The sequence below is a fragment of the Arthrobacter sp. 05N425 genome (genome assembly GCF_056397125.1).
In genome coordinates, this window is the sequence record NZ_JBFTMU010000003.1 from 349629 (window position 1) to 361987 (window position 12359).

A 12359-nucleotide genomic window follows, 5' to 3' on the forward strand; every position below is an offset into this window, starting at 1 on the left:
GCCGTCAGCGGGCCGTGGCACCAAACTTCGGGGTGTGGACGCTGCCCAGGGTGATGTGGACGGCCTGCTGGTCGGTGTAGAAATCGATGGAGCGGTAGCCGCCCTCGTGGCCCAGCCCGGAGGCCTTGACGCCGCCGAAGGGGGTGCGCAGGTCCCGGACGTTGTGGCTGTTGAGCCAGACCATGCCGGCCTCCAGGTTCTGCGAGAAGTTGTGCGCCCGGGTCAGGTCGTTGGTCCAGACGTAGCCGGCCAGCCCGTACTTCGTGTTGTTCGCCAGGGCCAGCGCCTCGGCGTCGTCCTCGAACGGGGTGATTGCCACGACCGGGCCGAAGATCTCCTCCTGGAAGATCCTGGCGTCCGCGGCGACGTCGGCGAACACCGTCGGGGCAATGTAGTTGCCGGTCGGAAGTCCCTCCGGACGCCCGCCGCCGGCCAGCAGCCGGCCCTCGGACTTGCCGATTTCCACGTACCGGGCGACCTTCTCGTAGTGCTCCGGGTGCACCAGCGCGCCGACCTCGGTTTTCGGGTCGTGCGGGTCACCGACCACGATGTTCTTCGCGCGGGCGGCGTACTTCTCGCAGAACTCCTCGTAGATGCCGCGCTGGACCAGGATCCGGGAGCCGGCCGTGCAGCGCTCGCCGTTGAGCGAGAAGACGCCGAAGAGGGTGGAGTCGATCGCGGCGTCGAGGTCGGCGTCGTCGAAGATGATCGCCGGGCTCTTGCCGCCGAGTTCCATCGACAGGCCCTTGAGGTTCTCCGCGGCGTTGCGGAAGATCGTCTTGCCGGTGGTGGTTTCGCCGGTAAAGGAAATCAGCGGCACGTCCGGGTGCTTGACCAGGGCGTCGCCGGCTTCCTCGCCGAGGCCGTTGACCAGGTTGAAGACGCCGTCGGGCAGGCCTGCGTCCTTGAAGATCTTTGCCCAGAGCGAGGCGGAGAGCGGTGTGAATTCGGCCGGCTTGAGCACCACGCAGTTGCCGGTGGCCAGCGCCGGTGCGAGCTTCCAGGACTCGAGCATGAACGGCGTGTTCCACGGCGTGATCAGGCCGGCGACGCCGATCGGCTTGCGGTTGACGTAGTTGATCTGCGCGCCTGGGACCTTCATGGCGTCGTCGAACTGGGCCACGATCAGGTCGGCGAAGAAGCGGAAGTTCTCCGCGGCCCGCAGCGCCTGGCCCTTGGCCTGGGTGATCGGCAGGCCGGTGTCGAAGGTCTCCAGCTGCGCCAGCCGGGTCTCCTGGGCTTCGACGGCGTCGGCGATCTTGTTCAGGACGCGGGCGCGTTCGCGCGGCTTCATCCGGGGCCAGGGACCCTGGGTGAAGGCCGTGCGGGCGGCGGCGACGGCGAGGTCGACGTCCTCCTTCTGCCCGGCGGCCGCGGTGGCGTAGGTTTCGTTCGACACCGGGTCCAGGACATCGAAGGTCTTGCCGCTGACGGAGTCGACGAACTCGCCGTTGATGTAGTGCTGGATGCGGGTGGGCAAATCGTCCGGGATGTAGTGCTCAGCCATGGGTCAATCCTTTGCTTCGGCGTTGAAGTGGCGGGGAGGTGTTATTTGGCGATCCGGAAGCCGTCCACCGGGGTGAGGTAGTCCCGGCCGGCCTCCATCAGTTCGGTGATTTTCTTCAGCCCGGCGTCGGTGGGCGTGATCAGCGGCGGGCGGACGTAGTCGGAGGAGATCAGCCCCGCCTCGGCCATCAGCCACTTGCTGGGCGCCGGGTTGGTCTCGACGAACAACAGGTCCACGAGCGGGTGGACGCCGTAGTGGATCTTCCGGGCGGTCTCGAAGTCACCCTCGACCCAGGCGTTGTACATGTCCGCGGAGGCCTTCGGGGCGATGTTTGCCAGCGCCGAGATGAAGCCGACGCCGCCGATCGCCATCAGCGGCAGGCACAGCAGTTCGATGCCGGACCAGACCAGCAGGTCCTTGCCGGCCAGGTGCATGACACGGGAGAAGTGCTCGAAGTCCTTCGTGGTCTCCTTGATCCCAACGATGTTGTCGAAGTCACGGAACAGCCGGGCCACGGTTTCGGGGGCCATGTCCACCGCGGTGCGGGACGGCACGTTGTAGATCACGAACGGCATCTGCGGGAACTCGGTGGCGATCGTGGCGTACCAGCGGTAGAGCGCCTCCTGCGTGGGCCGGGAGTAGTAGGGCGTGATGATCATCGACGCGTCCGCGCCGGCGTCGACTGCGGCCTGGGTCAGCTCCAGCGTCTCCTGCAGTTTTGCGGTGCCGGTGCCGGCCATGAACGGCACGCGGTCGCCGATCGCCTCGGCGGTGGCGCGGATGGCGGCGGCGCGTTCCTCGACGGACTGGGCGCTGGGCTCGCCGGTGGACCCGCCGATCGTGATGCCGGAGGATCCGCTGGCGATCTGCCACTGGACCATGTTCCGCAGGCTGTCGTGGTCGACGTCGCCGGACGCCGTGAACGGGGTGAACATCGCGGCGAGGGAGCCTTTGAGGTGCTGCTGGGGATCGGAACGGAACTTCATTGTTTTTTCCTTATCGTTCGGGGGAGGGGCAGCCGGGGCCGGCCCGCTGGGGTCAGGGGGACGGAGCCCGGTGGGCGAGGTAGGCATCGAGGGTGGCGGCGCGGTGCGCGCGGGCCGCGCGTTCGACGTCGTCCGCCGGGGCGCCCGCCTCCAGCAGCCCTAGCAGCGCCTCGTGTTCCTCGACCGACTGCCGGGCCCGGCCGGGCACGTAGCTGAAGGTGGAGGAACGCAGCGCCTGCAGCCGGTTCCAGCCGCGGTGCACCAGGTCGAGGATGTGCGGGTTGGGGCAGTGCTCGAACAGGACGCTGTGGAAGTCGCGGTTCAGGCTGGTGAAACGGACCGGGTCGAAGTTTTCCAGGCACTCGCGCATAAGTTCGTTCACCGCGCGGGCCCGGGCGATGTCCGCGGTGGAGATCAGCGGCGCGGACAACGCCGTCGCGGCGCCTTCGACGATCCCCAGGGTCTGCATTGTGTAGAGGTATTCGGTGGGATCGATGCCGGCCACGGTGGCGCCGACGTTGCGTTCGAACACCACGAGGTTTTCCGCCTCGAGCCGGCGGATGGCTTCGCGGACCGGGACGACGCTGAAGCCCAGCTCCTCGGCGATCTTGGCCAGCACCAGCCGGTAGCCGGGGGAGTATTCGCCGCTGAGGATGCTGGCCTTGACCGCCGCGTACGCCTGCTCCGACTTGCTCGAGGTGGCGCCAGCCGGGCCGGCCGTGCTCACGGTGCTGGTCATGGCCGGGACTGCCCGCGGTCCGCGGCCCACGCCTTGTACTTTTCCTGCCACTGGGCGTTCATCGGGTACAGGCCGTCCACGCTGTGCCCGGCGGCGACCATCTCGGCGATGAACGTCTCTTCAGACTCCTGGACCAGGGCGTCGTCAGCCACTTCCTCGGCGAGTGCCGGCGGGATCACAAGGATGCCGTCCGCGTCGCCCACGATGATGTCCCCGGGCTGAACCGTGGCGCCGCCGCAGGAAATGGTGAGGTCCATGTCCCACGGGATATGGCGCCGGCCCAGGACTGCGGGGTGCGCGTTCGCGAAGAACGTGGGCATCTCCAGGGCGCCGACGGCGGTGACGTCGCGGACGCCGCCGTCGGTGATGACGGCCACGGCACCGTTGACCTGGGCGCGCAGGGCCAGGATGTCCCCGACCGTCCCGGTGCCCTTTTCGCCGCGGGCCTCCATAACGAGGATCTCGCCTTCCCGGAGCGAGTCGATGGCGCGTTTCTGGGCGTTGAAGCCGCCGCCGTGGGTCTTGAAGAGGTCCTCGCGGTTGGGCACGTAGCGCAGGGTCCGGGCCACCCCGACTACGGTGCGGTCCGGCCGGGTCGAATGCAGGCCGTCGATGCTGACGTTGTTCAGGCCGCGCTTGCGCAGCTGGGAGCTCAAGGTGGCGGTGGCGACGGACTCGAGCTTCGCCTTCAGCTCGGGGGTCAGAGCATTCTTCGGCGCGGCCGGTTCCGCCGCTGCCGTAGGTTCGGCGGCGGCGGCTGCCGGCGTGCCGTACGCCTCGGCGCGCTGGGCCTCGTCGCTGCGCGGCTGCGCGCCGTAGTCGGCGAGCGGCACGGTGCCCTGGACCGCCGTCGTCGTCAGCCGGCCGGTGGTGAGCCCCGACGCCGGGGCGTCCACCTCGACCTCCATCACGTCGCCCGGTTGGGCCACGGAGGCGCCGGCGGGCGTCCCGGTCAGGATGATGTCGCCCGGCTCCAGGGTGAGGAGCTGGGAGAGGTCCGCGACGAGCCGGGCGAAGGGGAACAGCAGCGTGCCGGTGGTGTCCTCCTGCACCAGTTCGCCGTTGAGCCAGGTGCGGATGCGGAGGCCTGCCGGGTCGACCTCGGCGGCCGGGAGGAGGCCCGGGCCCACGGGGGTGAAACCGTCCCCGCCCTTGGAACGCAGGTTGGAGCCCTTGTCCGCATAGCGCAGGTCGTAGACGCCGAGGTCGTTGGAGGCCGTGACGAAGCCGACGTGGCGCCAGGCCTCGTCCGGGGAAACGCGGCGGGCCCGGCTGCCGATCACCAGCGCCACCTCGCCCTCAAAGGCCAGGAGTTCGCAGCCGGCGGGGCGTTCGACGGTGCCGCCGGAGAGGCTCAGCGAGGAGGACGGCTTCAGGAAGTAGGAGGGCTGCTCCGGGGTGCGGCCGCGCTGGTCGGCGCGGCTCGGGTAGTTGATGTGCACCGCGATGACCTTGCCGGTGGCGGCCAGGGCGTCCTGCGAAAGCTGCTCCATCGCATCTCCTCATTGAGTATGAAATCGTATACGATACAAAACTGCCCGAACTGGCCCGCCTTGTCAAGAGAGAACCCGGGCCGGGGCCTCAGGCCAGCTGCGCCTCGATCCGCGCGGCGCTCGCCGACAGGGCGGCCGCAACCTCATCCGGGTCCTGTGCGGCGCGGATGTAGACCACCGCCAGGGCGGCCGGGCGCCCGCCGGGAACCCTGACCGGCACGGCCAGCGAGGAGACGCCGGGGATGACCTCGTCATGGCTGGCCGCGAAGCCGCGGCGGCGCGCCTCGGCCGCCTCCGACCGGTAGGGGATGCCCGGGGCGAGGCGGTGCCATTCCTGCTCCGAAAGCGCCGACTGGATTGCGATGCCGGGCGCTCCGGCACTGACCGGGTGCCGGGATCCCGGGTGCTGGACCACGGCCGCCCCCGTGTGGCGCGGATCGACGGTGACGAGGGTGACGCAGTCCTCGCGGTCCCAGACGGCCACGAAGGCGCTCATGGTCAGGGCGTTGGCCAGTTGGGTCAGCTCAGGCAGCGCGGCGGTCTGGAGATTGCGGGCGACGCCGCGGGCGAGGACGGCCAGGCCGGGGCCGGGCTGGACCCTGCCCGCGTCGTCCCGGACCAGCAGCGAGTGGTCCTCGAGGGTGCGCAGGATGCGGTAGGCGACCGAACGGTGGACACCCATGGCGTCGGCGAGCTCGGCGATGGTGAGCGGCTCCGGGGCGTCGGCCAGGATCTCCAGGGCCCGGATGCCCCGGGACAGCGTCTGGGACGGCGGGGCCTGGGTGCTGCCGGCGTTCGGGGTCATGGAGTCCATCCTAGAGGCGGGCGGGGGAGTCTTGTGTTCCGGCTCACAGTGAAGTAGCGTTMTATATGTGAACTGCTTGTTCGATTATAGAACACGCGGTGAGGGCTAACAAGCGCCTTCCCGGGTCCGCGGCCGGGAGTCGCCGGCCGACGCCGACCGGGAGTTCTGCCAGCGGGTTTCCCCGTCACTTTCCGGGGCGGCGAAGCTTTTTGGCGGAAATGTGTGCCTGATCACACATTTCATAGTAATATCACAGTTACTAACTGACCGTTCGATCAGTAATTCTGTAGGCATTTAGTTTTTCACTTGCACCCACCCGGGCAGCACCTCTGCCCCCAGCAACGGAGTTCCAATGACCGCAACTTCAACCGTCGATTCAGAGACGGGCCCCAGCAGCAAGCATGAGGAACGCAAGGTCCTCGCCGGGACGCTGGTCGGTACCACGATCGAGTGGTACGACTTCTTCATCTTCGCCCAACTGACAGCAACGCTGCTGTCCCCGCTCTTCCTCGCGCCGCTGAATGCCTCCAACCCGGGCCTGGCGCAGATCCTGTCCTTCGCCCTGATCGGCATCAGCTTCTTGTTCCGCCCGCTGGGCGCCATCGTTGCCGGCCACCTCGGCGACCGCCTGGGCCGCAAGGCCATGCTTGTCTTCACCCTGGTCATGATGGGCGCCGCGACGGCACTGATCGGCATGCTGCCGACCTACGCGCAGATCGGCGTCTGGGCCCCGATCCTCCTGATCCTGCTCCGCATCATCCAGGGCTTCTCCGCCGGCGGTGAATGGGGCGGCGCTGCCCTGATGGCCGTCGAGCACGCACCGATGAGCAAGCGCGGCCTGTTCGGCGCCTACCCGCAGATCGGCGTCCCGGTGGGCATGATCCTCGCCACCGGCCTGCTCTACTTCCTCAACACGTCGATGTCCAAGGAAGACTTCGGCAGCTGGGGCTGGCGGGTGCCGTTCCTGCTCTCGATCGTCCTGATCGTGGTCGGTTACCTCATCCGGCGCGCCGTGGCTGAGAGCCCGGTCTTCAAGGAAATGCAGGAGCGCAAGGAAGAAAGCAGGGCGCCCCTGGGCGAGCTGATCCGCAAGCACAAGAAGGCTGTCCTCTACTCGACGATGATCTTCATTGGCAACAACGCTGCCGGCTACCTGCTGATCGCCTTCTTCATCTCCTACGCCACCAAGACGCTGAAGATGCCCACCCCGCAGATCCTGCTGGCCACCACACTGGCGTCCTTCGGCTGGCTCATCTTCACCCTGGTCGGCGGCTGGCTCTCGGACAAGATTGGCCGCGTCAAGACCTTCCTGATCGGCTACGGCATCGTCTTTGCCTGGATGATCCCGATGTTCGCCCTGATCGACACCAAGGACATCGTTCTCTACGGCACGGCGCTGTTCGTCCTGACCATCGGCCTGGGCTTGTCCTACGGCCCGATGTCCGCGATGTACGCCGAGATGTTCCCGGCGAACGTACGCTACTCGGGCATCTCCATCGGCTACGCCTTCGGCGCCATCCTGGGCGGCGCCTTCGCGGCGACCATCGCCGAGGCCCTGCTGCAGGGCACGCACTGGACCGGCTCCATCGGCATCTACATCATGATCCTCTGCGTCATCTCCGCCGTCGGCGTCATCCTGGCCAAGGAAACCCGCGGCCGTCCGCTGGGCGTCAGCCGCCACCACTAGGCAGCCAAAAACAACGCGGGGTCACTTACGGCCCATCCGGAACCCCCGGATGGGCCGAAGGTGACCCCGCGTTGCTGTTTAAGCGAGTGCTTAGACGCCCAGGAAGCTGATGGCACCCTGCTTGAAGGCCCGGCTGGTCACGGCGTTCGTGTGGTTCCGCGCCGGCAGGATGAGCTGTTCCACCATCGCCCCGGCCTTGGCGCCGAGAGCGGCAAGTTCTGGCATGGACGCGGCCCGTTCGTCCTTCTCCCCGGCCACCAGCAGCACCGGCATCTGCGGAACCGCCTCGGCGGGGTCGAACGGCTCGTCCTTGATCGCCTCGATCAGGGACAGCAGGGCAAAGATGTTGTTGCTGGGCAGCAGTTGCGCCATCTTCAGCAGCCCGGCGGTGGACGCGTCCGCGATCGGCGTTCCGTCCGCCAGGTAGCGCTGCGCGGCGACCAGGTCGAACTCCGCCAGCGGATCCGCCACGTTGGGCCCGCCGAGCACCAGCCGGTGGACGAGTTCGTGCTGGGTGGCGCCGAATTCCCAGGCCAGCCGGGACCCCAGCGAGTAGCCGATCACGTCCAGGCCGCTGGCCGGATCGCCGTCGCGCAGCGGACGTGCGCCGGCGTCGAACGCAATCTGGAGCAGATCCGCGCGGATCTTGCTGGGGGAGTAGGAATCCCGGTCCTCCGGGGCGCCGCTGCGGCCGTGGCCGGGCAGGTCCACGGTGATGACGCGGCGGCCGGCGTCGGTGAGGGCGGTGATCCAGCCGGTGTCCTCCCAGTTGAGCTTGGAGGAGGAGGAGAAGCCGTGCAGCAGCAGGACCGGACGCAGCCCGGCGTCGTCCTTCGGATCGTGCACCCCGACGTAAAGCTGGGGGTCGGTGCCTTCGACCGTGTGGGAATGCTGCTCGCCGGTGTGCCTGCCGCTCATGGTGTCAGTCCTCATCAAGTACGGCGCTCAGGCGAACCCGGCGCTTCGGTGCCTCTTCCTTCGGGACCGTGCCCACGATGCCGGCGGTGTTGTCCGGCACCTCGAACACGATCAGGGGCTCGCCGACATTGATCTTGTCGCCGGGCCCGCCGTAGATACGCACTACCTTACCTGCCTGCGGGCTGGGCAATTCGACGGCCGACTTGGTGGTTTCGACCTCCACCAGCGGCTGGTTCCGCTCCACCTGCTCGCCCGGCGAGACCAGCCATTCCAGCACGGTCGCCTCGATCAGGCCCTCGCCAAGATCCGGCAGCGGGAAGGAAATTTCAGCCACGTTTGTACTCCAATACTCGCTGGATGCCGAAGAGGATCCGGTCAATGTTCGGGATGTATTCATCTTCGAGGTCGCCGGAGGGGTACGGGACGTCGAAGCCGGTCACGCGCTCCACCGGTGCCTTGAGGGTGTCGAAGCAGCTTTGCGTAATCAGCTGCGCCACCTCGGCGCCCAGCCCGGAGGTCAGCGGCGCTTCGTGGACGACGACGGCGCGGCGCGTCTTGCGCACGGAGGCGGCCAGCGCCGCGGCGTCGATCGGCTTGAGCCAGCGTAGATCCAGGACCTCGACGTCGATTCCGTCCTCGGCGGCGAGTTCGGCCACCTGCAGGCAGCGGGCCACCATGGCGCCCCAGGCCACGAGCGTCAGGTGCCTGCCCTCGCGCATGACCTTGGCGCCTTCGGGCGCGCCGCCGGAGGGATCGGCCTTGCCGGGATCGACCTCGCCCTTCTGCCAGTAGCGGGACTTCGGCTCCATGAAGATCACCGGATCCGGCCGCGTGGCGGCGTATTTGAGCAGGTGGTAGGCCTCGTGCGGGTTCGACGGCGAAACCACCTTGAGCCCGGGCACGTGGGCGAAGAGCGCCTCGAGGCTTTCGCCGTGGTGTTCGGGGGCCCGGATGCCGCCGAAGCTGGGCACCCGCAGGGTGATCGGCATCGGCATGGTGCCGCGGCTGCGGTAGTTCATCCGGGCGATCTGGCAGACGATCTGGTTGATGGCCGGGTAGGCGAAGCCGTCGAACTGGACCTCGGGGATGGGGTGGAAACCGGCCATCGCCAGGCCCACGGACATGCCGAGGATGCCGGACTCCGCCAGCGGGGTGTCGAAGACCCGCTGCGCGCCGTGCTTGGCCTGCAGTCCGTCGGTGATCCGGAAGACGCCGCCAAGCCGGCCGCAGTCCTCGCCGAAGATCACAGCCTTGGGGTTTTCCGCGAGCACCTCGTCGAGGGCGCGGTTGAGCGCCTGCTGCATGGACATCACCGTGGTGGAGGCGGGGGCATCTGCGCTCGTGCTTGCAGCGGCACTGCTTTCGAGAATCGAGTTAGACATGTTCGGACTCCTCGCGCCAGTTGGCGGCCTGGGCCTGCAGGGCAGGGGTGGTTTCCTGGAAGACCAGGTCAAACATTTCGTTTCCGGGGCGCGGGCCAAGGGCCTGGATGCCGGTCCGGATCTGCTCCTCTTCGGCCTTGGCGGCGGCCAGCGCCTCGGCGAAGAACGCCGCGTCGGCGGATCCGTCCGCCAGCAGCCGCTGCTTGAGCCGCTCCAGCGGATCCTCGCCGGCGCCGTCGCGCTCCTCGTCAAGGGAGCGGTAGCGGCCCGGGTCATCGGAGGTCGAGTGCGGCCCGCGACGGTAGGTCATCGCCTCGATCAGCACGGGGCCGTTGCCGGAGCGGGCGTGCGCGAAGGCGCGGCGGGTCGCCTCGACGACGGCGACGACGTCGTTGCCGTCGATCTGCAGCGCCGGCATGCCGTAGCCGGCCGCGCGGGCGGCGACGGAGCCGCCGGCCACCTGGCGGTCGGTCGGGACCGAGATGGCCCAGCCGTTGTTCTGCACGAAAAAGACCACGGGCGCCTTCATCACGGCGGCGAAGTTCATCGCCTCGTGGACGTCGCCCTGCGAGGAGGCTCCGTCGCCGAAGTACGTCAGCGCCACGCCGTCTTTTTGGTCCAGGGTCTGGCCGTGGGCCCAGCCGACCGCGTGCAGCACGGATCCGGCGACGACGGCCTGGATCGGGGCGAGCCGGGACGCCATCGGGTCGTACAGGCCGCCGTGCCAGGTGGCCTTGTGGGTGGACATGTAGCCCACCATGTCCACGCCCATGGTCCGGGCGACGCCCATCTCGCGGTAGGTGGGGAAGACGAAGTCGCGGGTGGTGTCGACGGCGTAGCCGCTGCCCACCTGGGCGGCCTCCTGGCCGAGCTCCGGGGCGTAGCCGGGGATGATGCCCTGCCGCTGCCAGGCGATCGCGGAGGTGTCGAGGTGCCGGACCGCGACCATCAGCGAGTAGAGCTCGCGCAGCTGGGCGGGGGTGAGCGGACCGGCGTCGTCGCCGGTAACCGCGAGGGGGAGTGTGTCCATGCCTGTGACCCTAGTCACGGGCCAAGCTCTAGGCAATCAGCTCAGGTAACACTGACCATTCTGTCAAAAGCTGCCGTTCCCGGCCTCATCGCGCTTGGCAGTTTGTGCAGAGTATTTACTCAGTCTTGGTCCGTGCGCGGGAGGCCTGCCGGACAAGGTGGTCGCGTTCGGCGACGTTCGTCGCCCGGCGGGCAGCTTCGGCGTAGGCGGCAGCAGCGGCGGAGAAACAGCCGCCCAACTCGTGCAGATAGCCCAGGACTGCATGCCAGCGGTGCCGGTCGCCGATCACGTCCCGTAGCAGGTAGGTCTCTTGCAGCCCTGCAGAGGCGCCGTGAACGTGGCCGACTGCGACCGCGCGCCCGAGTGCTGCGGCCGGGTTATAACGCACCGGGTCGTCGGTGAGCGCGACGAGGTCGTCGTACCAGGCAAGGATTTGCGGCCAATCGGTCTCTTCGGCGGTCGCGGCATCGTCATGAAGCGCTGCGATCGCAGCCTCGATCTGGTATCTGCCGAAGCGCTGAGCGGCCAGCGCTGATTGCAGGACGCGAACGCCCTCCGCGATCTCTCGTCCGTCCCACAGGCCGCGGTCCTGCCGGTCGAGGGTGACAATCCGGCCCTCGGGATCGCACCGTGCCGGGAGCCGAGCGTGGTTGAGGAGCATGAGGGCCAGCAACCCGCGCGCCTCCGGTTCTTCAGTCACGAGGGTGAGCTGGCGAGCGAGTCGGATGGCTTCCTGTGCCAGGTCGAGGCGACCAGCGTGGCCGCGCGTGTAGACCAGGTAGAGCACATGCAGTACGACGCTGAGGTCGCCGGGCTGGTCCAGGCGGCGCCCCTGCAGGGAGCGCTTGGCGCGGCTGATCCGTTGCGCCATTGTCGCTTCCGGAACGAAGAAGGCGTCGGCGATCTCGCGGGTAGTGAGGCCGCAGACAGCGCGGAGGGTCAGAGCCACTTGGGAGGCAGGTGCAAGGCTACGGTGGCAGCAGCAGAAAAGTAGAAAGAGCGTGTCATCGCCCTCGTCTGTCAGAGGGGACTGCGGCTCGTCGCGAGTGGCCTCTTCTCGTCTRTGACGGGCTGCCTGGCTGCGTCGGGCGTCGACAAGCCGGCGGATGGCGACAGTGGTCAGCCAGGCATGCGGTTCGCGCGGTGGGTGTTCCGGCCAGACGCGCAGCGCTTCGAGCAGCGCCTCCTGGACCGCATCCTCAGCTTCGTCGAAGTCCTCGCCCCGCCGGACCAGACCTGCGAGCACCCGCCGGACGAGGGCACGCAGGGTGCCCTCGTCCAGTGTTCGCATCGGATCGATGATCACGCCCGGTTAGTCGTGCGAGGGTGCCCCGGACATGACTTCACGGATGTCGATCCACTCGTAGAGCGGCTCGCCGCCCGGGCCCGGTTCGGAGGAGACGAAGGCCGCGAGTTCGACTGCCCGTTCGCGTGAATCGACGTCGATCATGTACCACCCGGCAACCAGATCGCTGGTCTCAGGAAGCGGGCCATCTGTGGTGACGGGTGCGGCGCCCGGGCCTCCGTAGCGAACCCAGGTGCGCTCAGGGGTGAGCGCCTGCGCATCGACGTACTCGCCGTTCTCCTCAAGCACCTCGCTGACCCGCCTGAGGAAAGCCATATGTGCCTCTACGTCCGCCGGGGCCCACTGGTCCATCGGGGGCACTGGACGGTGCGGCACGGGGCCGCTGCGGTAATGCTTGAGGAGCAGATACTTCGGCATGATGATCTCCTATTTTGGGGCCACGCCTGTCGTGGTCTTCCACTTAGTGAGCGGAGCCGGTAAAGACTTCTCGACATGCATCCCCAAAT

At 68.1% G+C, this 12359-nt stretch carries 12 protein-coding genes; 1 reads left to right on the forward strand and 11 read right to left on the reverse strand.

Annotation, left to right across the window (positions count from 1 at the left end):
* Nucleotides 1-4: 4 nt before the first annotated feature.
* The 5 genes from hpaE to AC1DGE_RS07255 all read right to left on the reverse strand — a co-directional run bounded on the left by hpaE (nt 5) and on the right by AC1DGE_RS07255 (nt 5530).
* Nucleotides 5-1507: a 5-carboxymethyl-2-hydroxymuconate semialdehyde dehydrogenase gene (gene hpaE, locus AC1DGE_RS07235; RefSeq protein ID WP_476917176.1), complete on the reverse strand. Its 1503-nt coding sequence runs from the start codon at nt 1505-1507 to the stop codon at nt 5-7.
* A gap of 41 nt (nt 1508-1548) precedes the next feature.
* On the reverse strand, nt 1549-2493 hold the full coding sequence (dapA, locus tag AC1DGE_RS07240; protein ID WP_476917177.1) for a 4-hydroxy-tetrahydrodipicolinate synthase: 945 nt from the start codon (nt 2491-2493) through the stop codon (nt 1549-1551).
* 52 nt (nt 2494-2545) lie between these two features.
* Nucleotides 2546-3232 (reverse strand): GntR family transcriptional regulator, encoded by a 687-nt coding sequence (locus AC1DGE_RS07245; protein ID WP_476917178.1) that lies wholly within the window; start codon nt 3230-3232, stop codon nt 2546-2548.
* Nucleotides 3229-4725 carry a fumarylacetoacetate hydrolase family protein gene (locus AC1DGE_RS07250; protein ID WP_476917179.1) on the reverse strand — a complete coding sequence of 499 codons (1497 nt, stop codon included), beginning with the start codon at nt 4723-4725 and terminating at the stop codon, nt 3229-3231. The genes AC1DGE_RS07245 and AC1DGE_RS07250 overlap by 4 nt, the downstream gene beginning before the upstream one ends.
* Nucleotides 4726-4813: 88 nt before the next feature.
* A complete protein-coding gene (locus tag AC1DGE_RS07255) occupies nt 4814-5530 on the reverse strand; it encodes an IclR family transcriptional regulator (protein WP_441417394.1) in 717 nt (238 codons plus the stop codon).
* Nucleotides 5531-5882: 352 nt separating this feature from the next.
* Here AC1DGE_RS07255 and AC1DGE_RS07260 point away from each other — a divergent pair, with 352 nt between their 5' ends.
* The gene (locus AC1DGE_RS07260) at nt 5883-7217 is read left to right on the forward strand and encodes an MFS transporter (RefSeq protein WP_441417395.1); all 1335 of its coding nucleotides are present in this window, start codon (nt 5883-5885) and stop codon (nt 7215-7217) included.
* A 90-nt stretch (nt 7218-7307) separates the two neighbouring features.
* Here AC1DGE_RS07260 and AC1DGE_RS07265 read toward each other — a convergent pair whose 3' ends face one another.
* The 6 genes from AC1DGE_RS07265 to AC1DGE_RS07290 all read right to left on the reverse strand — a co-directional run bounded on the left by AC1DGE_RS07265 (nt 7308) and on the right by AC1DGE_RS07290 (nt 12270).
* A complete protein-coding gene (locus tag AC1DGE_RS07265; protein WP_441417396.1) occupies nt 7308-8135 on the reverse strand; it encodes an alpha/beta fold hydrolase in 828 nt (275 codons plus the stop codon).
* 4 nt (nt 8136-8139) lie between these two features.
* Complete coding sequence (locus AC1DGE_RS07270) at nt 8140-8469, reverse strand: biotin/lipoyl-containing protein (protein WP_018775751.1); 330 nt, start codon at nt 8467-8469, stop codon at nt 8140-8142.
* On the reverse strand, nt 8462-9517 hold the full coding sequence (locus tag AC1DGE_RS07275; RefSeq protein ID WP_476917180.1) for an alpha-ketoacid dehydrogenase subunit beta: 1056 nt from the start codon (nt 9515-9517) through the stop codon (nt 8462-8464). Before AC1DGE_RS07275 ends, AC1DGE_RS07270 begins: the two co-directional genes overlap by 8 nt.
* On the reverse strand, nt 9510-10547 hold the full coding sequence (locus tag AC1DGE_RS07280) for a thiamine pyrophosphate-dependent enzyme (protein WP_476917181.1): 1038 nt from the start codon (nt 10545-10547) through the stop codon (nt 9510-9512). The genes AC1DGE_RS07275 and AC1DGE_RS07280 overlap by 8 nt, the downstream gene beginning before the upstream one ends.
* A 115-nt stretch (nt 10548-10662) precedes the next feature.
* Complete coding sequence (locus AC1DGE_RS07285; protein WP_476917182.1) at nt 10663-11853, reverse strand: RNA polymerase sigma factor; 1191 nt, start codon at nt 11851-11853, stop codon at nt 10663-10665.
* 6 nt (nt 11854-11859) lie between these two features.
* Entirely contained in the window at nt 11860-12270 is a 411-nt protein-coding gene (locus tag AC1DGE_RS07290; protein ID WP_476917183.1) for a YciI family protein, read from the reverse strand.
* Between the last annotated feature and the right edge of the window lie 89 nt (nt 12271-12359).

Bases quoted from the DNA above. Each gene is read 5' to 3' on its own strand.
- AC1DGE_RS07265 (WP_441417396.1), bottom strand. From the start codon at position 8,135: ATGAGCGGCAGGCACACCGGCGAGCAGCATTCCCACACGGTCGAAGGC.
- AC1DGE_RS07255 (WP_441417394.1), bottom strand. From the start codon at position 5,530: ATGACCCCGAACGCCGGCAGCACCCAGGCCCCGCCGTCCCAGACGCTG.
- AC1DGE_RS07275 (WP_476917180.1), bottom strand. From the start codon at position 9,517: ATGTCTAACTCGATTCTCGAAAGCAGTGCCGCTGCAAGCACGAGCGCA.
- AC1DGE_RS07245 (WP_476917178.1), bottom strand. From the start codon at position 3,232: ATGACCAGCACCGTGAGCACGGCCGGCCCGGCTGGCGCCACCTCGAGC.
- AC1DGE_RS07290 (WP_476917183.1), bottom strand. From the start codon at position 12,270: ATGCCGAAGTATCTGCTCCTCAAGCATTACCGCAGCGGCCCCGTGCCG.
- hpaE (WP_476917176.1), bottom strand. From the start codon at position 1,507: ATGGCTGAGCACTACATCCCGGACGATTTGCCCACCCGCATCCAGCAC.
- AC1DGE_RS07280 (WP_476917181.1), bottom strand. From the start codon at position 10,547: ATGGACACACTCCCCCTCGCGGTTACCGGCGACGACGCCGGTCCGCTC.
- dapA (WP_476917177.1), bottom strand. From the start codon at position 2,493: ATGAAGTTCCGTTCCGATCCCCAGCAGCACCTCAAAGGCTCCCTCGCC.
- AC1DGE_RS07250 (WP_476917179.1), bottom strand. From the start codon at position 4,725: ATGGAGCAGCTTTCGCAGGACGCCCTGGCCGCCACCGGCAAGGTCATC.
- AC1DGE_RS07260 (WP_441417395.1), top strand. From the start codon at position 5,883: ATGACCGCAACTTCAACCGTCGATTCAGAGACGGGCCCCAGCAGCAAG.